This is a genomic window from Streptomyces sp. XH2, assembly GCF_049725035.1.
Classification (GTDB): Bacteria; Actinomycetota; Actinomycetes; order Streptomycetales; family Streptomycetaceae; genus Streptomyces; species Streptomyces roseoverticillatus.
Window position 1 is genome coordinate 170,124 of sequence record NZ_JBMMMZ010000001.1, and the last position, 22,005, is coordinate 192,128.

Here is a 22,005-nt window from a genome sequence, read left to right on the forward strand (position 1 = left end):
TGTTTCACAATGAATCAGGATCCCCGCGAGCGAGAGGGAGTGCGCTGTGTCCACAGTTCTCAACTACCGAAGCAATGCGATCGTCGAACTGATGCGGGCACCCGCCGAGGAACACGACGAGCTGTGGCTCAAAAACGCGTTGCAGCAGGCGGTCCTGCTCGAGCTGGCGACGCTTCCTCCCTACTTGTGCGGCCTCTGGTCGATCGAGGATCCGGACCGTGACGGCGCCGTCTCCGAAACGATCAAGGAAATCATCTTTGATGAGATGTCCCATATGGGCCTGGTCTGCAACATGCTCACCACCATCGGCGGCGCCCCCCGCATCGCCGACGCGGCACTGGTGCCGAAGTACCCCGGGCCTCTGCCCGGCGGTGTACGGCCCGAGCTCTCCGTTTCCCTCACCGGACTGACCAGGGAATCGGTCGACATGTACTCCCAGATCGAGAGGCCCGACGACCCCGTCGTCGAGGACGCGGAAGTCCACACGTCCATCGGAGCCTTCTACACACAAATCCTTGAAGCGTTCCGGAACCAGCCGCAGCTCATCAAGGGAACCAAGCAGGTCACCAGGAACATGTCGTCCCACGGCAAGGGCAACGACGTCGTCGCACTCACATCACTGGATGAAGTAGAGGCTGCCATCACCATCATCAAGGAACAGGGTGAAGGCACTGCCGCGTCGCCGGACAACCCGTTCCCGGGGCAGCCGGGGGAGCTGGCCCACTTCTACTCCTTCCGGGAGATCTTCCACGGCCGAAAACTGATCCTGGTGTCAAGCGACCCACAGAAATTCGACTTCCAGGGCGACGAGATTCCCATGCCACGGACCTCCCGCATGGGCACCGTCCCCAGCGGTGGCTGGGAACAGGGAGGGGTTCCGGTCCCCAGTGAAGCACGCGAGCCCCTTGATGCCTTCAATCACCACTACAGTGCGATGCTTCGGCTCCTCGAACAGGCCTGGCAGACGGATCCGTCGAGCACGCCGACACCGGCACAATTGCTGAGCAAAGCCGTCGGGGAGATGCGCCAGCTGGAGGATCCGGCACGGCAGCTGATGCAGATCCCGCTGCCGGACGGCAGCGGGCTGGCTTTTGGGCCGGAATTCCGGTACGTCGAGGCCGGAGGGTGACAGAGAAGGCTGTCTCGCCGGCCCCCGCCGAGGACCTGCGTCGTGCTGGAAGGGCCACCTCGCCCGTGCTGACGGAAGTCGTCGTCGGCCAGGTAGAGCAGTTCGGAGGGGGCTTGCCGGGACAGTACGTTGACCGCGGCCCGGTAGTCCGTGCCGGTGTTGTCCACGAGGTGGATCTGGTAATGCGGCGTGTCGCTGCTCCCTTCGCGGCGCCGTTCGACGGCGCGGCAGGCGAGGACGCCGTATCTCGCGATGGGAGCGCAGCCCGTCAGCGTCATGCGGCAATACCCCACCAGACCGCCCACGGTACGAACGCGACCGCGGCCAGCCCGACGGGGGCCAGGCGCAGCCAGGCTGCCCGGCTCGGTGCCGGCCGTCGGCGGCTGAGTGCGGCTGCCGAGACGCAGGCGGACACCACCACGGCGGCAGCGAGCCCCTGCACCATCAGCCAGACCACTGGACGGCCCCGCACAACGGGCGCCGCCGCCCCGTCCCCCACGACGAAGACGGCGAGCGGGCAGGCTACCGCCGCCATGACCGCCAGCAGGCCGAGCCCGGCCAGCCATCGCACCGGCCGAAGGACCGGGCCTCGGCGCAGGAGGGCGCTCACCGGATAGGCGGCGAAGCCGAGGACCAGCAGTGCCGGGGCGAGCCAGGCATACCAGGCGTGGCCCGGCACAGGGGTGGTGGCGAGCGCCTGTACGGGGGCGGGGGCGGTGCTCGATTCCGGTGGGTTGCCGGCGGCGACGGCCCGCACCCATGAGGTCATGGTCTGTGCATAACCCGGGGCCAGCTCTCCCAGCTTCTTGCCGTGGAAGAGGGGGCCGCCGATCCGGTCGAACCCGTCCGACGTGCGGTGCCCGTTGTGCGCACCGCCGGTGACGAAGCCGATGACCGCGTGCCGGTTGCCCGACCGGGCCAGGGTCTCATGAAAGATCTGTGCGCTCTCCTGGGGCGGCACCTGTGTGTCGTGCTCGCCCCACAGCGCCAGCACCGGCGTTCGGTGGAGTCGCTCGAGCACCGGCACGGGGTCGTGACCGGCCGCGGGGAACAGGCCGGTGGCGCCCATGAATCGGGTGGCGGGGCCGGCGATGGTGCGACGGAACGGTCCGCCCGTCCCCTGGTGGTGCAGATGCGTGGTGAGGTTCCAGGCCTGGGTGCGCAGCGGGTCGTAGCCGGACCCGCCGATGGTGACGACGAACGCGACGTCGGACGTGCGCGCCGCGGCCAACGGCGCGACCCAGCCGCCCTCACTGAACCCCCATATCCCGACCTGGCGTGGGTTCACTCCGCTCCTCGCCCGCAACAACTGCACTCCGGCGAGCGCGTCGTCGGCCAGCAGTCCGAAATCCCGGTGGAGGAAGGAGTAGCCGACGGTCCGCTTGTCGTAGACGAGCGTGGTGATCCCGGCCCGGGCGAACGCCTCGGCCTCCTGCCGGTACTCCTCCCGGGGCCCGGGGCCCGAGCCGCCGACGAGCACGATGCCGGGCCCTGGGCCGGGTGCTCCGTTCTTGCTGAGGACGGTGCCGTGCAGGACGAGCCCGTCACCGCCCCGGAAGGCGACCTCCTGGCGGACCAGCCCGTCCCCTGCGGCGTAGGCCCCTGGCGCGGCCGGCAGGAGGAGGGCGCCGGCCAGCACCGCGGCCAGGACTGCCATGACGGGGCGTATCAGTGATGCGGACGTAGCCGGGAGCGGCACGGCGTGCGTCCCCTTTCGTTGTCGGTGGGGCTACTTCATTGAAGGTGGAGCCACTTCGTCGTCGGTGGGGTCGCGCGGTCAGTCGGTCTCGGGAATTCCGAGCAGCCGGACGAGCACGGTCCGCTTCTCGGGCGCGTCCCCTCCCTCCGGGTCCGAGTACCGGTAGAGGAGAGCGATGTACTCCTCGAAGAACGCGCGCAGCTGATCGGGGTCGACCCGGAGCGTGGCGCGCGAGAAGAGCGCCGCGTCCGCCCAGGGCCCCAGGGTGTCGCGCGCCTCCTCGAACCGCTGGGCGGAGTCGATCAGTTCGGCCAGGTTCAGCCGGTGCATCTCGGTCAGCGCCTCACGCATTTCCGGCGTCTGCCGGCTGTACGGAGGGAACCGCCGGTCCCCCGGCACTGTCCGCCACCACCGCTCCCTCCCCTTCGCCAGGTCCGGGACCTCCTCGACGAAGCCGTGCTTGGCCAGCTGCCGCAAGTGATAGCTGATCAGCCCCGTGCTCTCACCCAACTCGCGGGCGAGCGCGGCCGAGTTCGCGGGGCCCCGGCGCAGGCATTGTTCGATCTTCTGCCGCATCGGGTGCGCGAGGGCGCGCAGCGCGTCGACATCGGCGATCTCCTGGGCAGGCGGTTGTCCGGGCATGCCGGAAGGCTACGAGTTGCAAAGAGGATTTGCAAGGAACCTTTGCAACTCTGGGGCGCGAACCGTGCCACCCCCGTTCCCGCCATGCACCCGTCTGCCTCGCAGCGCTCGGCATCGCCTACCACCGGAGTACAAAATCGTCACAGATAGAACAGATAGAACAGATTACCCAAAATGATCAATAGGGCACCTGTCTGCAGACAGAGCAGCCGCGCCGTGATCGTGACCGCCCCTCTCCCTCTCCCCCATCACGAGGGGGCGTCACGTTCGGAAAGAAGCAACGATGCATGATGCCGGGCAGTACGAACGCTACGCCGGTGGGTCCCCCGAGGCCGAGCGCATCCTCGTCGAGCGGCTCGTCCACGACCTCATGCGGGTGCAGATCAAGGTCAAGAAGCGCAGCGGAGCCGCCGCCATCGCGCGGACCTTCCACGCGAAGGCGGTCCTCGGTGTCGAGAACGCCCGGCTGACCATCCGCGACGACCTCCCCGGCGATCTGCGGGCCGGCTTCGTACAGCCCGGAGCGGAGTACCCCGTCACCGTCCGGCTGTCCAACGCGAGCGGGGCACGGCAACCCGACCACGCCCCCGACCTGCGAGGGGCGGCGCTGCGGATCCGGACCGGGCCGGAGGAGTCCCACGACCTCCTGATGACCAGTTTCCCGGTCTCCCACGCCCGCAACGCCCACGAGTTCGTGGCGTTCGCGAAGGCCATGGCCGGGGCCGACTCGATGCCCCGCAAGGCCTTCGCTCTGTTCGTCAAGCTGCCCCTGGCCGTGGGCAGGCCCACGGCCAGGCGCATGCGCCGCAACGTACGCGCCGGAACTCGGCACACCGTGCGCAGCCTCGCATTCGAGACGTACTGGAGCCGTGGAGCCGTCCTCTGGGGCGGCGCCGGGCCCGTGCGCTACCAGCTCCGCCCCGCCCCGGACGCACCCTCAGCAGCCGCACCTCCCCCTTCCCGCACCGACCCCGACCACCTGCGGCACGAGCTCGCCCAGCGCCTGCGCACGGCGGACATCGTCTTCGAGCTGTGCGTGCAACGCTACGTGGACAGCAGGCTCACACCCGTCGAGGACGGCGCGGCCGAGTGGAAGGAGTCCGCAACGCCGGTGATCCCCGTGGCGACACTGACCGTCCCGCGCCAGGACCTGGACGCCTCCCCGGCACGTGCCACCGCCACCCGGGTCGAGCAGCTCGCCTTCAACCCGTGGAACACCACCGAGGACTTCCGCCCCTTGGGCAACCTCAACCGGGCCCGCAAAGCCGCCTACGAGGCCAGCAGCGCCCTTCGCCTGGGGCACCGCTTCGTCACCGAAGAACCCCGCCGCAACGCCGTACTCGGCGTCCCGCTGCGCGCCGGCTTCCGCGCCCTCAACCGGTTCGTTCCCTGGTACCGGCTGCCGACCCGGCTCGGCCTGCTCAACCTCGTCGCGCTCCGCCAGACCCTGCGCCGCGAGAACCTGATCGACGCTGAGGTCCACCAGGCTCCGCCGAAGACGCAGCCGGTGCCTCCGCCCGTCGAGGAGCAGCTACGGGTGGAGCGCAGCTACGACGGTACGTACAACGACCTGTCCGCTCCGAAGATGGGCGCCGTCGGCGCCACGTTCGGCCGCAACCTCGCACCGGTCTACCGCCCCGACCTGTTCGACAGCCCCAATCCCGTCACCGTCAGCAGACAGCTGCTCCACCGTGACGCCTTCATCCCCGCCCGGTCGCTGAACATCCTGGCCGCCGCGTGGATCCAGTTCCAAGTGCACGACTGGGTCAACCACCAGCGCTACCCCGCCGGCACGCGGAGCGTGGAAGTGCCGCTCCCGCCCGGCATGACCTGGCGCAACTCTCCCGGCGGACCGCCCGAGAACGTCATGCGGTTCGCTGAGAACAAGGGCGTGCAGCCGCCCGGCGGCCTCGCGCCGCCGGCTCTCTTCGGCAATGTCGCCTCCCACTGGTGGGACGGTTCGGAGGTCTACGGCGGCGACCAGCAGTCCGCGATGTCGCTGCGCGAGCCGGGCGGCGGCGCGGCACTGCGCCTGGAGGACGGGCACCTGCCACTCGGCCCCGACGGCATCCCGCTGACCGGGTTCAGGGAGAGCTGGTGGCTCGGCCTCAGTGCCATGCACACGGTCTTCGCACGCGAACACAACACCGTGTGCGAAGCACTGCGGCGGGAATACCCGCACATGGACCAGAACCGGGTGTACCACACGGCGCGCCTCATCGTCTCCGCCCTCATCGCCAAGATCCACACCGTGGAATGGACCCCCGCGATCCTGGCGACGGAGACGATCGAGATCTCCTTGCGGACCAACTGGCAGGGCCCTCCGAAGAACTGGCTCACCCAGCTGGGTCTGTGGATGTTCGAGGCGCACTCGCTCACCGGCATCCCCGAAACCCTGCCCGACCACCACGCCGCCCCGTACTCCCTCACCGAGGACTTCGTCACCGTCTACCGGATGCACCCGCTGATCCCGGACGACTTCGAAATCGTCGACCACAAGTTCGGGCACCGGATCGACACCCTGGACTTCAACGCCGTGCAGGGTTCCGCCGCGGAGCCCCTCATCCGCAAGACCGGGCTGGCGAACGCGCTGTACTCACTCGGAATCGCCAACCCCGGGGCGATCACCCTGCACAACTTTCCTCGCGCCCTGCAGGCCTTCGAACGGGACGGTGAGGTGATCGACCTGTCCGTGGTCGATCTGGTGCGCACCCGGCGCCGCGGCGTCCCTCGTTACAACGACTTCCGCAGCGGCCTGCACAAGCCGCGCATCAAGCGGTTCGAGGAGCTGTCCAGCGAGCCGGAGACCCTCGCACGGCTGAAGGACGTCTACCGCACCGTCGACGACATCGACACCATGGTCGGCCTCTTCGCCGAGAACCCGCCCGAGGGCTTCGGCTTCAGCGACACGGCCTTCCGCATCTTCATCGTGATGGCCAGCAGGCGGCTGCAGAGCGACCGCTTCCTCACCGTCGACTTCCGCCCCGAGGTGTACACGCCGCTCGGCATGGACTGGATCGAGCGCAACGGCATGACGAGCGTCCTGTTGCGGCACTGCCCCGAGCTGGCGAGCTTCCTGCCCCGCTCGGCCAACGCGTTCGCGCCGTGGCGCCCCGTCGAGCCCGCCCGGAACAACTCCGGGCCCGGCAGCGAATAGGGAGGGGGCGGATTCGGCCGTCGTCGGCAGCGACGGTGCGCGGCCTACCCGGTCGTGTGCCACCGCTGATCGTGCAGTCGGTGGTCCTCGGTCAGCCCGTTGCGGAAGAAGTGCTCGTAGTAGTCGTTCTCGACGTGATGCGCCTGCAGCCAGACCCCTGGGGCGTGGATCGTGTCGCAGTGTGCGGGAAACCGCCCATGGGTCTCGTAGATGTAGGTGCAGATGTCGCGTGTGCACGCGATGACGTCGGCGGAGTAGTTGCTGGCCTGGCTCAGGTACTGGGACCCGAACTCGCCCTGGTAGATGCGTGCGAACAGCCCTTCGTCGGAGTAGATGCCCTTCGGCCCGAACTTGTCCGCCACGACGGCGTCGACCGCGTCGGCCATCGAGGCGTAGTTCGGCGGGCACATCGCCTTGATCAGGTGCTCTCCGTCGTGGCGCAGGCCCACGGTGGTCGCTCGCAGGTCGGAGAAGCGGGGCAGGGGCACGTGCCACCGCAGGAGGTCCGCGGGTTTCCAGCGAGGGGTGGACCAGTCGAAGCCGAGCATCGCACCGTAGGTCTTACGGAACTTGGGGTCGCCCAGCATCACCGGCGGGGCGAGCGATGCGTGGATCCACGCGCCGAGGCCCATGGCGTCGGCGGTGAGCATGAGGTTCTGCAGCAGCAGGTCCGCCTCGATCTGTGTGCGCATCGCCCAGATGGCGCCGAGGGGGAGCTTGATGTCCTTGTTCAGGAATCCCGACTTCATCCACTTCTTCACACCCGCGGGGCGGTAGAAGTTGCGGTCGTCGACGATGGTGGGCCGTGCTCCCTCGGGCTGGGTGAGCAGGTACATCATTCCGTTGATGTACTGCCGGGAGAGGTCGACCACCGGGAACAGGACGGTGGTGCCCGGCAGGTTCGACAGGAACCGGTTGGAGTCGAGGTAGGCCGGGAAGTCCCGGTTCCCGTGCGGCACGTCGATGCGGTGGTCGAGCAGTCGTACCTTCGCCTCGGCCGCACGCGCGCACAGGGTCTCGGTGTCGAACGCCGCCGGTGAGCCCTCGGCAGGAGGAGGGAGTTTGCGCAGGAAGTAGGTGCCGGTGTCGTTGATCAGGAAGAAGTGCGTGCCCTGAGCGTTGTCGGGGCTGCCTGCGGTCCGCCCGGCCATGTTGAGATTCGGCTTGGCCATGATCGGCTTGCCGTCGCGGGGGTCGGCGAACGGGCGGTCCGGCATGGTGAGGCCGGTGCATCCCGTCATGGCGATCAGGAGAGCCTCTTCGAGCTCTGTCAGGGGTGTGCGTGGCTGTGTGGAGGCCCAGCTCATCGAGCCGGCCTCGACCGAACTGCCACGGCTGACCCGGTGGGTGCGGCGACGCCAGACCGAGGTGAGCAGCGGCCGGGCCATGAGGGCGTCGAGGCCGGCGTGGCCGTATGTCTGCATGGGCCGGGTCCTCCCTGGTACGGGCATGGATTGCGGATCGCGGAATGCGGAATGCGGGTCGTTGACGGACGGGAAGCCGGGACGGTAACCGGGACGAAATCGGGGACCGGTCGACCGGCTACGGGCTACGGGCTACGGGCTACGGGCTACGGGCTACGGGCTACGGGCTACGGGCTACGGGCTACGGAAGCGTGCTTCGACGGTCTCGACAAGGCCGGCGATCACTCCGTCGGGCGAAGGACTGTAGTGCGGGACCGCCCATCGCGTGATCCTGGCGTCGATGAGGGTGGGCCGGCCGGAGGACAGCGCCGCCCGGAAAGACTCGGCGCCGCACGCCCGCGCGTAGGCGGCGAGGACGCGGCCTGCTCGTGCCGGGTGATGACCGGCCGGATCCGCTTCGAGTGTTTGAGCGCCAGCATCAGGCCGGCGGCGTTCTCGCCCGCACCGCCGAAGGCAGCCTGTACGCCGATGCCTTCCAGCCCCCTGACGATGGCCTCGTAAACCCTCATCGGCGCTCCTCGTTCATGCCTTGGAGACCCTGCCGGTCGCACATCGAGCCTTACCTTGACCCATGAGAGCGGTTTCTGACGTAGGGATGCCGGCATCCATTTGGATGCCGCAAGCCACCCGCACGGCCCATAGCGTGCCGCCCTCCGGAGAAAATGCTCCGACACCATCCGAGGGACTCGTCATCCGCATTTCGTATTACGACGGATACGCAACGGGCAGTGATATGCCAGCCGTGCGGGCGAAGGGGCGTCGCCCATTCCATGCCACTCCGCTCCACTCCACTCCACTCCACTCCGCTCCACTCCACTCCGCTCCAGTCCAGTCCAGTCCAGTCCACCAACAGGAGGTCCACACCATGAGCGGGACGTCCGCCGCCCCCGGGGATTCCCCGGAGGCGCTCCCCGACTGCGCCACCGATCCCGTCGCGTCCCTGGTGGCCGAGTTCGTGGACAAGCGGATGGGAGGCAGGATCGCCCAGGGGCAGGACCCGGTCCTGCGGCCGGTCTTCGTCAAGTTCCACGGTGCCGCCCGCGGCGTGCTCACCGTCGACCCCGCTCTCCCACCCGGTCTGTGCATCGGATTCCTCCGGGCCGCGAAGGAGCAGAAGGGCCTCACGGCCTGGGTGCGCTTTTCCAGCGACGTCCTTCCGGACCGGCCGGACCTGCGCAGGACCGCCGGTGTCGGCATCAAACTGTTCGGTGTGCCCGGCCCGAAGCTGATGGAGCAGGAGAGCCGGGCGGACACTCAGGACCTGGTCCTGCAGAACCACGACGTCTTCTTCGTCGACACCGTCCGGGACATGTGCGAGTTCGAGCGGGACCCCGTGGCCTACCGGCGCGACCATCCTGTCACCGACCGGATCCTGCGGGAGATGCGCAAGCCCGAGGAGAGCGTACTGACCGCCACGTACTGGGGTGTGCTCCCGTACGCCTTCGGCACGGACCGGCACGTGAAGTACAAGCTCGTACCGGCCGGCTGCGCGCAGGGCGACCCGCACGCCACTCCGGCGGACGAGAACCCCTCCTTCCTCCGCGGTGATCTGCAGTACCGGCTGGCCGCCGGCGAGGCCGCCTTCGATCTGCTGCTGCAGTTCCGCACGGACCCGGACAGCATGCCGCTGGACCGCGCGACCGTACGCTGGGAGGAATCGCTGAGCGCCCCGGTGAAGGTGGCGAGGCTGACCCTGCACCGGCAGGAGGTCACGGCCCGCGGCCAGGAGGCCTACGGGGACAACTTCGCCTGCAACCCCTGGCACAGCCTGCCCGAGCACCAGCCGGTCGGCAGCCTCGGCGAGGCCCGCAAGATCGTCTACGCCGCCTCCGCCACCCGCCGCCGCGACGCGAACGGGGTTCCGGTGGTGGAGCCCGGCCCGGCGCGGCCGGCGTCCACCGAAGCGCCCGGCCGTGACACCCGCATCGTCCGGGCCGCGATCCACCCCGCGATCGGAGTGGCCCGGATCGGCGACAGCGCCGAGGAGTTCTTCCTCGGCCCTGAGGTGGAAGACGTCCCTCCGCTGCCGACCGGCAGCTACAAGGACGCGACCGGCGCCCTCAAACGCCAGGCGGCCCGCTTCCGCGTGTACGGCTACAACGCCGCCGGCGAGGTGGTCGCCGAGCTCACCTCGGACAGCGCCGACCTCAAGTGGACCGTGCACGTGGCCAACAAAAAGGCCGCCTGGTACCAGTTCCAGCTGGCACTGGACATCCCGGAAGCGGCCCAGGCCCCCGCCACCGCGCTGCGCAACGCCGACGTCCCGCAAACCGAACGGCACCGCCTCGTCATCGACCCCGGGCCCCGGTCCATCCGCGGCAGCAACCGCTCGGGCAAGCCCGAGTACGTCTTCGACACCGGCACCTTCATGGACAGGCCGGTCTACCTGGGCGAGCTGCGCACGGATACCGCCGGCCGGCTGCTCTTCCTCGGTGGCCGCGGGGTCTCGGCCTCCATCACCAACACCCCGGCAGGGCACTTCGCCAACAACGACACCTGGCACGACGACATCTCCGACGGTCCCGTGACCGCCGAGGTCCGCATCGACGGGCGCCCCGTGCCGGTCGGCCCCGCCTGGGTCGTGGTCGCTCCCCCGAACTACGCGCCGGAGCTCAAGTCGGTACGCACGATGTACGACCTCCTGCGCGACCTCTTCGTGTCCGCGGGCACCCTCGCACCTCCGAAGGAGGTCTCCTTCACCCGCGAGGTGCTGCCGCTGCTGCGGCGACTGTGCGACCTCCAGTGGGTCAACCACGGCTTCGCGGCCCACTTCGGACACGCCGGACGCGAGCACCTCCTCGCACCCGAGCGGCTCGCCCGGCTGGCCGCCCCCAGCGACCACCCCGGCGACCCGGGCGACCGCAACGCCGAACTGCGCCACCAGATCTGGGCGACGATGCGCGACATGGACCGCGACGCCGCCTCCCCCGTTCCCTGGCCCGCGATCTACGGGGACGCCATGGGCACGCGCCCTCCCTCGCCGCGGCAGCACCTGGCCCTCACTCCGCTGCAGTACCGGCTGCTCGACCGCTGGGCCGCAGGGGACTTCCACGCCGACTACGACCCGGCCGCCACGCCGCCCGCGTCCCTCGACGACCTGCCCCTGGCCGAGCGGCCCCGGGCGCTGGACCGGGCCGTCCTGTCCTTCTGCCTGGCCGACGCCTTCCACCCGGGCTGCGAGTTCACCTGGCCGATGCGCCACCTGACCATGTACACCGCCCCCTTCCGGCTGCGGCACCGCGACCCCGCCGAACCCGAACCCTCGTACGGGCCGACCCTCACGCCCCAGCAAGCAGTCGCGGACGACGGCCCCCTGCACGCACAAGCGCCGGGAGACCTCACCCGGTGGATGGCCGTTCCCTGGCAGACCGACACCGCCCGCTGCCGGTCCGGCTACAACCACCGCTACGACCTCTACCTGCCGACCTTCTGGCCGGCACGAGTGCCCAACCACGTCCTCACGGAGGCGGACTACAAGACGGCCGTCGACACCACGCTCACCCCCGAGGAGCGCCGGACCGCCTTCGAGAACCGCGCCGTGTGGGACAGGTGGCTGCCCGCCACCAGCCCCGCCGCCCAGATGAACGCCATGGTCAAGGACTTCGGCAAGCTCGGCCTCGTCGAACGGCGCGAGGGACCGGCCGACGACCCGGAGCTGCCCCGGGCCATGCTGGTGGAGTCCGAAGTGAGCTTCACCCCGAGCACGCCCCCGCCCGACCGGCGAAACCTGGTGTTCCTGCACGTGCCCGAGGCCGCCGACCCCGCCCGCCGGGACGAAGCGGTGGACGCCGCCCTGCGCACGGTGGACCGCCCCGACGAGGAGGTGCTGGCGGGCTACTACGAGAAGATCGTCCGCTACCCGGACCGGCGGTGAACACCCGCACCGCGCCCTCGACGGGCGGGCGCTTCGAAGTGGTCGTGGCCGGCGGCGGCCCCGCGGGCGCCGTGGCAGCCCTGGTCCTGGCCCGGGCCGGCCGCCGCGTCCTCCTCGTCGACGACCACGCCGACCCGTCCGACCCGTCCGGGGCGAACGACCTGTCCGTGGCGAACGGGGCGACCGACCCGTCCGGGGCGAACGCACGGTTCACCATCGGGGAGACACTGCCGCCCGCGGCCCGGCCGCTCCTGCACGACCTGGGCCTGTGGCCGCACGTCACGGCCGACCGGCACCTGCGATCCACCGGAATCCTCGCCTCCTGGGGATCGCCGGAGCTCTACGACCGCAGCGACGTCCTCGACCCGAACGGCCACGGCCGCCATCTCGACCGGGCCCGTTTCGACGCCTCGCTGCGCAGTGCCGCCCTCGCCGCGGGCGCCGGGTTCCGCCGGGCCGCCGTCGTACGCCACCACGCCCGGGGATCCGAACAGCAGCTCCTGCTGCGCCGGGGCGGCGCCGTCGAGGAACTGCTCTGCGACTGGGTCGTCGACGCGACCGGCCGCCGCTGCATCATCGGCCGCCGCCGGGCCGCCCGGCACCGCCAGGACCGGCTCATCGCCGCCTACGCCCTCTTCGACCGCCGCATGCCGCACGCCCGGGGCTCGGACGAGGATCTGCGCACGCTCGTCGAGGCGGTGCCCGGCGGCTGGTGGTACACCGTCAGGATCCCCGCCGGCCGGCTCGTGGCGCATCTGACCGACGCCGACCTCGCCCCTCCCGCGCTGCGCACGCCCACCGGATTCCTGGCCCACGCCGCTCGCACCGTGCACCTGCGGACCCGGCTGGAGGGCTATGCCCCTCCCCCGGCCGCTCCGCACTGGACCGCCGCTCACGGCTTGCGCCTCTCGCCACCTGCGGGGGCGGGGTGGCTCGCCACCGGGGACGCCGCCCTCGCCTTCGACCCGCTCTCCTCCCAGGGCATCCTCACCGCCCTGCACACCGGGGCCCACGCAGGCCGCACCGCCGACCTGTGCCTGCGCGGCACCGTCGCCGAGGCCCTCACCCAGTACACCGCGTTCCTCGACGGCATCGCCGACGCCTACCTCGGCCACCACGCGTACTACTACGGCCAGGAACGGCGCTGGCCCGCACACCCTTTCTGGAAGCGCCGTACGAACTCCTCCCTCTCCCCCATGGCTCCCGAGCAACGCCCGGCATGACGGTCCGAGGCTGCCCGGGCCCCGCCTGCCCGGCCCGTGCCGGACGGGCGTCCCCGGCCCGGGCCCGGCCCCCGACGGGGGCCCGGCCGCCGCCGGGCCCGCAATGCAGATACTGGTCGGGCCGAATGCACGGCTCTCACCTGCGGTTCCCGTGACCTGCCGGCGGCCGGCGAGTTCGTCGTGGTGTCGCTACGTGTGTGCCGGTTCACCCGCACGGAAGGCTTCTGCTCGCGTCAGACGTTCGCCGGACAAATACCGAGGCCCACTCGTCGCTTCGGTCGGCCATCCGCAACGTACCGGCGCCGCACCATCGTTCAGAGCTTCAGGTGTGCCAGATCGACCGCGGCGGCCATCGCCTTCGTTCCCTCGTCGTTGAGGTGCAGGTGGTCGCCGCTGTCGTAGGCCGGGAGGATCCGCTCCGGGTCGGCCGGGTCCTCGACCGCTGCGGCGACGTCCGTCACGGCGTCGAAGACGTCGGTCGTGCGGATCCAGTCGTTGACCTTGCGTCGGACGGCCCGGCCTTCCTCGGTGTCGTAGCCCTCGAAGACGGTGCCTGCGTAGGGGCCGATCGTGTGGGCGATGACGGTGAGTCCGGCCTCGTGCAGCCTGCGGGCCAACTCGGTGTACCCGTCGACGAGCTCATCGACGGTGGGCAGCGGCTGCGGGGAGTGCGGGTCGATGGAGCCGGGGTGGCCGAGGTCGTTCAGGCCGAAGTTGAGCAGGACGTGGGTGGCACCGGGGACGTCGATGACATCGCGCTGCAGGCGTGCGAAGGCGTGTTCACCGATCTCGTCGGTCAGGAGCCGGTTCCCGGAGATGCCCTGATTGACGACCCAGCCGCGCTCCAGGCGACGGTTGAGCTGGTCGGGGAAGCGGCTGTTGGAGCCGGGGGTGGTGCCCGCGCCCTCCATCCACGAGTCGCCGAAGGCCACCGCGACCGCAGTGCCCTCGGGGGCGAGGACATCGATGCCGGAGACGAAGTAGCGGGAGAGCACCAGCTCTTCCGCGCCGTCCAGGGAACGGGCGGCAGTCACGTCGCCCGGGGCGACGAAGCCGGTCTCGGAGGCGATCGCGGAGAAGGCCGCGAGCCCCGTGTCGTGCGGGAAGTACAGGCTGAGGGCGAGCTCCTCTCCCGCGGACACCCGGCCCGGCACCGGGTCGCTCACGCCTTCCTCACCGGCCGCGAGGGTGAACTCGCTCTTCCCTCCGAAGGTGAGCAGGGCCGAAGTCTCCGGATCGGTGCCGTGACCCTCGGTGCGCCGTGCCAGGCGTGCGGCGCCGATGGTCAGCGGTGCCTTGCCGTATCTATTGCTGAGACGGATGCGAACGGCTTCGCCACCGCCGTCCAGGCGCAGGACCTGGCGTACGGTCTGGTCGGTGAAGTTCCGTGACGGGAAGAGCTGGTAGTTCTCGTAAGGGCTGATCAGAGCGGAGCGGAAGCCTGCCACCCAGTGCGATGTCATAGTCATGCCAGTGCAAACAGCAGGCGTGTGGATCTTGTTCCGGCCGGGGCCGTCTTGTGTGAGAGCGCGCCCCATGCGGTAGTCCGGGGGCCGGGCCCGCAACTCCCCTGTGACAGGCGCTTCTGATCGATGTATCCCCGGTCACCTTCCGGAACGGCATGGGGTAGAGGACCCCATCCACGCGACAGCCCGTCCTCACCGGGCGATGGATGGGACCATCGAATCCAGGCCGTCCTGAGGAGGGGGACCCCTATGGGTGCAGGAGCCGACAAGGCCGGTGACGACATGGTCGTGGGCCGGACGAACGAAAGCGAAAAGCGGACCGTCCTCGTCGCCAAAGGCAGTGACGCAGACGGCTACAGCGAGGACTACGTACTGCGTGTGGCCATCGAGAACGACCGGGTTCTCAGGGACGTTCCGGAGGGCGTCGACGCGGTTCACGCGGCAGGCACCGTCGCCCTGCCCACCGGCGGGGCTCTGGGTACCCTTCCGCCGGGCAACGGCCTCGTCGCCGTCGGAGCGAACGGCGTGGTCGGCTACGTACATGACGCGCCCCGCGACAAGCCGCAGGAGCAGCAAGTGCACGCGGGCATTCTCGGTGCCGGCACCACTGCCTTGCCCGGGGTCTTCGGCCGCGGCGCTCCCGGGGTGGTCGGCTACTCGCAGGACGCGGCCAGGGACGTCGCCTGGGAGGCAGCCGATCCGTCGGCTGTGTGCGGGCGCGCCACAGGTATCGGTGTCCGCGGGAAAGGCGATGACGGTGGGGTCCGCGGGGAGAGCGAGAACAATTTCGGGGTCGAAGGGACAAGCATCCTCGCCTCCGGCGTCCGCGGTGCGAGCGAACAGGCCGCCGGCGTCTTCGGGGAGGGCTCTCCCGGCGTGATGGGCAACGGCCTCGGCAATGGCAACGGTGGGATGTTCGAGTCGGAGAAGGGGGCGCAATTGCGGCTCCCTCCCCGCCGGCTGGGTCCCCTTGGTCCGAGTGTGCCGACCACGCCCCAGGCGGTCCTCGTCAACGAACGCCAGCACGGCCCCAAGCTCCCCAAGAACGGTCAGGCCGGTGAATTCACCACGCTTGACGACCCGGCGGGGACATGCACGCTCTGGTTCTGCGTCAGCGGCCCCGGCCCGGGACCGGCGCGCTGGGCCCAGGTTCTGCTGGGGCCTCCGTTCGACGGGCGGGCCTGAATGCAGCGGCCTTACTTGAGAGAGCGCATGCGGCGATGACGATCAGAGTGTGGAAGGTGCCGTCGGGGTTCGTACTCCGGATCCTGGAGCCGTTCCCCGACGGAGTCGAATCCCGTCGGAGTGAGTTTCGTCTACGTGCTTGACGCCCGGTCCGGATGGGCGGGCCGTCGATCAGCTGAGCCTGCGCCATCGGTAGCCTGCGTCGTCATGACACGCTCTTGGATGTTGCCGGCGTTGCTCGTGGGTTGCGGCGTGCTCGTTGCGGCCATGCTGGTCGTCAGGGGCTCGCCCGGCGTGGCCGTACCCCTGCTGGTGGTGTTCGTCCTGCTCGCGGGGCTGCACTCGCCACTGGCGTTCCCGCGGTCGATCGGTGCGCAGGAGGCGCAAGAGCGCAGCGCGGTGGACGGCCGGCCGATCGTCTATTGGCGGGCGGGATGTAAGTACTGCCTGCGGCTGCGGATCGGATTGGGCCGCAAAGCCCGTCGGCTGCACTGGGTCGACATCTGGCGCGACCCGGCCGGGGCGGCGGCGGTGCGGGCAGCCGCCAACGGCGACGAGACCGTACCGACCGTCGTGGTGGCGGGCCGGCCGTACGTCAACCCCAGCCTTGAATGGGTGCGCGCGCAGCTCTCCTACGTGGGAGCGCGTGCGCGCAGTCGCTGAGGCTGCGATCCGCCCCACCGACGAGAACACGTGGGCAGCAGACTTGCGACCAGCACCAGCTCGTCGACCGTGGCAGCCTGTTTTGGCGCGTCGCGGCCCCGGGATCAATACGGACGTCCTCCACCGCGGTGGTGCGGCAGGGCCGGGCGGCGGCCGGCACGGGGCGGGGCGGGCTGCCGGCGGAGCGAGAGTGCTCATGTCCATCGGCCGCCACTTCTCACGAGGCGGCGGCCGATGGACAGGTCCGGAACCCTCCGCCGATCAGGAGCTGCCCGATTTCACAGGCCGTGCGCTCCGGACGGCCGAGAGCTCCTGATCGGCTCGGGGGCGGCTTCGCAGTGCGAAGAGGCAGAGCAGGAGCAGTGCCAGGGCGGGCAGGGCGATGGCCAGGGCGAGCATCGGGGCATCAGGGGATCCCGGGATGCCCGTGAGGGCGGTGTAGCAGGCTCCCGACGCCATCTGCAGGAAGAAGAACAACCCCGAAGCGGCGCCGGCGTGCTCGCCCTCGTACCGCATCATCCCGGCCTGGCAGGTGGGGAACAGCGCTCCTACGCCCAGCATGCACACGGCCATCGGCACGACGATGCTCAGCGTGCTGTGCGGCCACAGGCGCACCGTGACCGGCATCAGCGCGGCGGTGCCCGCCGCCACCGCGGCGGCGGTGCGCGCGATGAACTCCAGCGACCGCGTCCTGCCCAGCCTCTTCGCCGTGGTGCTGCCGGCGACGTAGCCCGTGATCACCAGTGTGTACAGCACTCCGTAGAGGGTGGGCGAAGCGCCCAGCCGCAGCTGGAGGAGGTCGCTGGAGTAGGTGGTGAAGGTGAAGTAGGTGCACCAGGCGAGGCTGATGGCAGTGGCGAACACCGTGAAGTCACGGTTGGCGAGGACCGTGCGGTACGCCCTGCCCAGCCCGGCGAGCCCTCCCTGCGGCCGCACGGGAGCGGCCGGGGCCCCCTCGGCGTCCGTTGCGGTGCCGGTGTCGTCGGCCGGCAGGAGCTTGGCGACCGCGACGGCGGCGACGGCCCCGAGTACGGCCATGAAGGCGAACAGCACGCGCCAGGAGGTGTGTTCCACGGCCATGCCCGCCAGCGGGGGCGACGCGGCCGGGGTCACCGCGATCACTGTGGAGAGTGCGGTCAGCATGGACAGCCGCTGTTCCTTGGGCAGCGCCCGCTGCACCCACAACCGGGAGATCACCGTGCCCGTACCGGCGCCGAGTGCCTGCAGCACCCGGCCCGCCACGAAGACCCCGTACACGGGGGCCAGCAGGCAGAGCACGGACGCACCGGTGAAGAGGACGAGGCCGGTCAGCTGGACCCGCCGGGAGCCGTAGCGGTCCGCCAGATTGCCGGTGAGGATCATGCACACGGCGTACGCGGCCATGTAGCCGACGAGTGAGCTGCTGGTGCTGCCCGGACCGACCCCGAAGGACTTGCCGATGGCGGGCAGGGCGGGAACGTAGGCGGCGAGGGCCAGTTGCGGCACGAAGACCAGTGACATCAGGCAGACGGCCAGCCCCCGCGGCAGTCCGGCCTGCTTCACGCGACGGCCCCTACCAGGAGCCGGTCCGAGGCCGGTACGAGCTGCGCCGCCACCTTGGCGGCCTGCCGCGCGACCAGCTCCATCGAGCTCACGTGGAAGTGCTCGCCCGAGGCCAGGTCGCCGAGCACGTAGAGCCGGGGGAACACCGTCCCCGCGGACCCGCGCACCTGGTTGGTCCCGGGGTCGACCCGGATGCCTCCCAGCGGGTGGGAGACGAAGGTGCCGTTGCGGACGAGCCGCGACGTCAGCGAGGAGGCGGATGCGGCGGCCGTGTTGTTCGTGCGCCCCACCGCGTTGACGACCGCGTCGAAGTGCTCGGTGCGCCCGTCGGCGAAGGTCGCGGTGAAGCCGCCGCCCGCGGTCGCCTTGACGTGGGTGATGCCTCTGGCGAAGTCGAGCCGGCCCGCCTCATGGAGGCCGAGCAGCCGGTGCGCATTGGTCACCGGCATCGGATTGCGCAGGCAGTTGTACGTCCGGTAGTGCTCCCGCAGGAAGAGGCGGCGGCTCGCCTCGGGAAGAGCCCGCCACAGCTCGGAGTAGAACGGCGTGAGGGCACCGACGCAACGCTGCGCCAGGCCGCCGGGAAGCGGGTTCTCCAGTCGGTGGCGCATCAGGTCGGGCGCGGACCAGGAATCGGTGTACGGGAACAGCGCCTCGCGCATGCTTGTCCCGCTCAGCCGGAGGGTGGCGTCGACGAGTTCGTGAATGCCGCGCAGGCTGACGGTGCCGCGAGCGAATAACCGGCGGACACCGGCCAGCAATTCCGGCAGTTCGCCGGTACCGAGGTCGGTGCGGACATCCGGGATCATCCCGGACCGCGAGGCGAGGGTGATCCGGCGCTCCTGCCCGGCGTCCGCCAGGACGACGGCCACGTCGATCGCCGTCAGCCCGGCCCCCAGCACCAGGACCTCCGCGCTCCGGTCGACCTCGTCCAGCGAGCTGACCAGGGGGTACGGCTGGGCGACGAAGCCGGCGGACCCGTTGAGCCCGTAGACATCGGACGGTGCGATGGCGCCGATCGCGAGGACGACCTCGTCGGCGACGAAGCGCTCACCGTCGGCGGTGGTCAGGAGGTAGGTGTCGCTTCCCCCGGCCCCCGCCGTCCCCCCGGTGCCCCCGGCTTCCACCGCTTCCACGGCCAGGTCGACGACGGCCGACGGTACGAGCGTCACCTGCGCCCCGAGCAGCCGCAGGTCCTCCCGGGACTGGGAGAAGACGTTCTCCAGGTACTGTCCGAACAGCGTGCGGGAGACGAAGTGCGAACGCGGCGTGTGCCGCGCCTCCGGGTCGCCGGCCTGGCCGGCCGAGGTCTGCCGGTAGAGCCAGCGCCGGAACTGTCCCGGGTCGCCGTAGTCCACGGACATGGCGGAATAGGGCCGGTTGAGCAAAGCGGTGTCGGCGTCCTCGGCATAGGCGATGCCGGGGCCGAAGCTCTTCCCTGGTTCGAAGACGATGACATCCGCCGCCGCGCCGGCCACGTCGCCCGACAACTGCCGGGCGTACGCTGCGAGGAACGCGGTGCACGCGGCACCGCCTCCGACGACGGCGATGGTTCTTTTCTTCAACACTGCTGCTCCGGTGTGTGGTGGACACGTCCCTCGACACGAGCGGCGGTCCGGCATCGGTGAGAGGGAACGCGAGGGATCACGGTGTTCTTTCCGGCTGCGGGGCCTCCGGCAGTCGGCTCCACGGGAATTCCGGCATGCGTATCCAGCCGGTACCTCAACTCCCCTGGCGAGAGGCGATGTCGTACCCGGCCGGTAAGGCTCACCTCACCAGTTCGGGAGGAGGTTCCACAGTGACGGAGGCCATAATTCCCCCACCGGGTTTCACCGACCCCGTTTCCGGCGGTACACGGAGCCCGATCGTCCGGTCCATGGCCCTGCCCACGGCCTCCGGAGCCGCCTGAACCCACCCGTCGGGATGTGGTGGAAGCCCGGCGGACACCGGCATCCCGTGCAGGGTCGGGTCAGCGCTCCGGGGCGTATCGCCGCGGGGCCTCTCGTACCGTTTCGGTCTTGCTCTCGCCCCGCGGCGCCAGGGCGCCGAGCGATGCCGGGGTCACCGACTCGGCGCCGGCACCGAAGCGGTGCCGGACCGCCTCCCGCGTGTCGGAGAACCCGAAGCCGTCCGTGCCGATGGAGGTCCGGTCCTGCTCGGCCCGGCGACGCGACCGGTCCTCCACGCCTCGTGAAACTCGGCGCCCGTCGTGTCATCCGGCAAGCCGTCCTGGTCGACGGTGTGCAGGTACATGGCCGGCACAGCCTACTGCCGCACGGGGCGGGGCGGTGGGCGGCCTTGGCCGGCCGCCCCGGCAGTGCTCGTCCGGCTCCTGGGGCGTCTGTTACTGGAAAACCCGCTGGGCAGAGGTCGTGCTGCCGCGCGCCTGCCGCCGTGCCCACCGGCCGTCTTCCGCGTCTGGCTGGAATGCAGCAGACTGCGGCCCGTTCACCGGACTCACCGGCACGGAAGAGGCGCAGATCATGGGCAGGCACTCCGGCGGGAACGCGTCCCAAGAGGACTGGGACCCGAACAAGCACGGCGGCGGCAACGGCGAGCCCGCCTCGGACGGCAGCACCCCGCCCGGGGGCGGGAACCACCGCAAGGACGACGAGGAGTGACCGACCCGGACTTCACCGCGCTCCGGACCTCAGCGGTGCACAAGCTCGCCGCGGCGGGCTGCTTCGACCGGGCCCCATGGGCCCGCGAGGCGGTATTGACGATCAAACGCGAGCGGTTCGTTCCCCACGACATCTGGGTGTGGGCCGGCAGCGGCTACCGCGCCGTGTCCTGCCCTGCTGACCCGCAGGCGTGGGCGGCGGCCGTCTACGACCCCGTCAAAGCAGTCGTCACCCAGATCGACGACGGCGAGCACGACCCGCGCACCACGACCGGCACAGTGTGCGGTGCCGCGACCTCGTCGGTCTCCGCCCTGGACATCGTCTGCATCAAGCTCGGCTTCCTCGGCCTGGAGGCCGGCCACAAGGTACTCGACGTCGGCGCCGGATCGGGCGTGAACACCGCGCTGCTGGAAGAGCGCGCCGGCCCCGGAAACGTCGTCACGATCGAAGTCGACCAGGGCCTGGCCGAGCAGGCCGAGCGCAACCTGCGCGCCGCCGGGTACACCGCCCGGGTCGTCTGCGGCGACGGCGAGAAGGGGTTCGCCGAGGAGGCCCTGTACGACCGGTTGATCTGCACCGCGGCCGCGCGACGCATCCCCCGGGCGTGGCGGGAGCAGGTCCGGCCGGGCGGCATCATCCTGACTCCTTACGGGTCGCTGTTCTCCAGCAGCGGGCTTCTTCGCCTGGCGGTCGGCCCGGACGGCGCAGCGGAGGGACGGTTCGTGCACACGGCCTCGTACATGTGGCTGCGCGCGCACCGGGCTCCGGGCGGGCGTCCGCCACGCGATGGGGAGGAGCGGCTGAGTGCGTCCCCCGCCGACCCGGACAAGGTCCTTGACGGCGACTGGCACGCGGACTTTGCCATCGGCCAGCTGGTTCCCGGGCTGACGATGCAGCGCACGACCGGCGCGGGCGATCACCGCATCCTGCTGTGGGACGGTGCGGACTCGTTCGCGTCCGTGTGCTGTGACGGCTGGGACGAGGGTGACAGTGTCCTGGAGCAGGGTCCGCGATCGCTGTGGGGCGAGGTCCTGACGGCCCGCTCGTGGTGGGACGAGCACGGGCGCCCAGAGATCACCCGGTTCGGGCTGACCGTCACCGCCGGCGGAGAGCACCACACCTGGCTCGACGCGCCCGAGAACCGACTCCCCCGCGGCAGGACCTGATCGAGCGCCGGCGCAGGCGGCTTCCGACTCTTCCGCCTGCGCTGCCCAGGCCGGGTCGCACGCATGCACCGCGACGCCCAACCCGATCGCGCCCACAGCACTGAAGCGCCGCCGCATGACCCCCGCGACGGCGGCGCACGACTGACCGTCCAGGACGCCCGGTTCACGGGGAGCCGGGGCTGCTCGCGATGTCGTCGGGCCGGGCGTGCCCCTC

16 protein-coding genes and 1 pseudogene are annotated in these 22,005 nt (G+C 70.4%); 8 read left to right on the plus strand and 9 right to left on the minus strand.

Annotated features, from left to right (window positions below):
- Positions 1-46: 46 nt before the first annotated feature.
- The gene (locus ACOTKD_RS00805) at positions 47-1,129 is read left to right on the plus strand and encodes a ferritin-like domain-containing protein (protein ID WP_424886836.1); all 1,083 of its coding nucleotides are present in this window, start codon (positions 47-49) and stop codon (positions 1,127-1,129) included.
- An 80-nt stretch (positions 1,130-1,209) separates the two neighbouring features.
- On the opposite strand, the pseudogene ACOTKD_RS00810 reads toward ACOTKD_RS00805, so the two are convergent.
- From ACOTKD_RS00810 to ACOTKD_RS00820, 3 genes and pseudogenes are all read right to left on the minus strand, one after another.
- Positions 1,210-1,407: pseudogene (locus tag ACOTKD_RS00810) on the minus strand (DUF2278 family protein); the annotation flags it as partial.
- Entirely contained in the window at positions 1,404-2,786 is a 1,383-nt protein-coding gene (locus tag ACOTKD_RS00815; protein WP_424886837.1) for an alpha/beta hydrolase family protein, read from the minus strand. The gene ACOTKD_RS00815 and the pseudogene ACOTKD_RS00810, both read right to left, overlap by 4 nt.
- A gap of 120 nt (positions 2,787-2,906) precedes the next feature.
- Positions 2,907-3,470, minus strand: a complete 564-nt coding sequence (locus ACOTKD_RS00820; RefSeq protein ID WP_424886838.1) for an ArsR/SmtB family transcription factor — start codon at positions 3,468-3,470, stop codon at positions 2,907-2,909.
- A gap of 283 nt (positions 3,471-3,753) precedes the next feature.
- Here ACOTKD_RS00820 and ACOTKD_RS00825 point away from each other — a divergent pair, with 283 nt between their 5' ends.
- Positions 3,754-6,627 carry a peroxidase family protein gene (locus tag ACOTKD_RS00825; RefSeq protein ID WP_424886839.1) on the plus strand — a complete coding sequence of 958 codons (2,874 nt, stop codon included), beginning with the start codon at positions 3,754-3,756 and terminating at the stop codon, positions 6,625-6,627.
- Between the two features lie 44 nt (positions 6,628-6,671).
- Here ACOTKD_RS00825 and ACOTKD_RS00830 read toward each other — a convergent pair whose 3' ends face one another.
- Both ACOTKD_RS00830 and ACOTKD_RS00835 read right to left on the minus strand, forming a co-directional pair.
- Positions 6,672-8,051: a hypothetical protein gene (locus ACOTKD_RS00830; RefSeq protein WP_424886841.1), complete on the minus strand. Its 1,380-nt coding sequence runs from the start codon at positions 8,049-8,051 to the stop codon at positions 6,672-6,674.
- Positions 8,052-8,272: 221 nt separating this feature from the next.
- Positions 8,273-8,728 (minus strand): thiamine pyrophosphate-binding protein, encoded by a 456-nt coding sequence (locus tag ACOTKD_RS00835; protein ID WP_424886842.1) that lies wholly within the window; start codon positions 8,726-8,728, stop codon positions 8,273-8,275.
- Between the two features lie 188 nt (positions 8,729-8,916).
- Here ACOTKD_RS00835 and ACOTKD_RS00840 point away from each other — a divergent pair, with 188 nt between their 5' ends.
- On the plus strand, positions 8,917-11,925 hold the full coding sequence (locus ACOTKD_RS00840; RefSeq protein WP_424886843.1) for a LodA/GoxA family CTQ-dependent oxidase: 3,009 nt from the start codon (positions 8,917-8,919) through the stop codon (positions 11,923-11,925).
- Positions 11,922-13,148, plus strand: coding sequence for an FAD-dependent monooxygenase (locus ACOTKD_RS00845; RefSeq protein ID WP_424886844.1), 1,227 nt, complete (start codon positions 11,922-11,924; stop codon positions 13,146-13,148). Before ACOTKD_RS00840 ends, ACOTKD_RS00845 begins: the two co-directional genes overlap by 4 nt.
- 314 nt (positions 13,149-13,462) lie before the next feature.
- On the opposite strand, the gene ACOTKD_RS00850 is transcribed toward ACOTKD_RS00845, so the two are convergent.
- Complete coding sequence (locus tag ACOTKD_RS00850) at positions 13,463-14,596, minus strand: SGNH/GDSL hydrolase family protein (protein ID WP_424886845.1); 1,134 nt, start codon at positions 14,594-14,596, stop codon at positions 13,463-13,465.
- A gap of 267 nt (positions 14,597-14,863) precedes the next feature.
- Between ACOTKD_RS00850 and ACOTKD_RS00855 the strand changes: the two genes are divergently transcribed.
- Positions 14,864-15,799, plus strand: coding sequence for a hypothetical protein (locus tag ACOTKD_RS00855; protein ID WP_424886846.1), 936 nt, complete (start codon positions 14,864-14,866; stop codon positions 15,797-15,799).
- Between the two features lie 207 nt (positions 15,800-16,006).
- Positions 16,007-16,462 (plus strand): glutaredoxin domain-containing protein, encoded by a 456-nt coding sequence (locus ACOTKD_RS00860; protein ID WP_424886847.1) that lies wholly within the window; start codon positions 16,007-16,009, stop codon positions 16,460-16,462.
- Between the two features lie 261 nt (positions 16,463-16,723).
- On the opposite strand, the gene ACOTKD_RS00865 is transcribed toward ACOTKD_RS00860, so the two are convergent.
- The 3 genes from ACOTKD_RS00865 to ACOTKD_RS00875 form a co-directional block, all read right to left on the minus strand.
- Positions 16,724-18,004: an MFS transporter gene (locus tag ACOTKD_RS00865; RefSeq protein WP_424886848.1), complete on the minus strand. Its 1,281-nt coding sequence runs from the start codon at positions 18,002-18,004 to the stop codon at positions 16,724-16,726.
- On the minus strand, positions 18,001-19,569 hold the full coding sequence (locus tag ACOTKD_RS00870) for an FAD/NAD(P)-binding protein (protein WP_424886849.1): 1,569 nt from the start codon (positions 19,567-19,569) through the stop codon (positions 18,001-18,003). The genes ACOTKD_RS00865 and ACOTKD_RS00870 overlap by 4 nt, the downstream gene beginning before the upstream one ends.
- A 404-nt stretch (positions 19,570-19,973) precedes the next feature.
- Positions 19,974-20,189: a hypothetical protein gene (locus ACOTKD_RS00875; RefSeq protein ID WP_424886850.1), complete on the minus strand. Its 216-nt coding sequence runs from the start codon at positions 20,187-20,189 to the stop codon at positions 19,974-19,976.
- Between the two features lie 298 nt (positions 20,190-20,487).
- Between ACOTKD_RS00875 and ACOTKD_RS00880 the strand changes: the two genes are divergently transcribed.
- Together ACOTKD_RS00880 and ACOTKD_RS00885 are read left to right on the plus strand one after the other, a co-directional pair.
- Positions 20,488-20,625 (plus strand): hypothetical protein, encoded by a 138-nt coding sequence (locus ACOTKD_RS00880; protein WP_424886851.1) that lies wholly within the window; start codon positions 20,488-20,490, stop codon positions 20,623-20,625.
- Positions 20,622-21,791, plus strand: a complete 1,170-nt coding sequence (locus tag ACOTKD_RS00885; protein WP_424886852.1) for a methyltransferase domain-containing protein — start codon at positions 20,622-20,624, stop codon at positions 21,789-21,791. Before ACOTKD_RS00880 ends, ACOTKD_RS00885 begins: the two co-directional genes overlap by 4 nt.
- Positions 21,792-22,005: the final 214 nt, after the last annotated feature.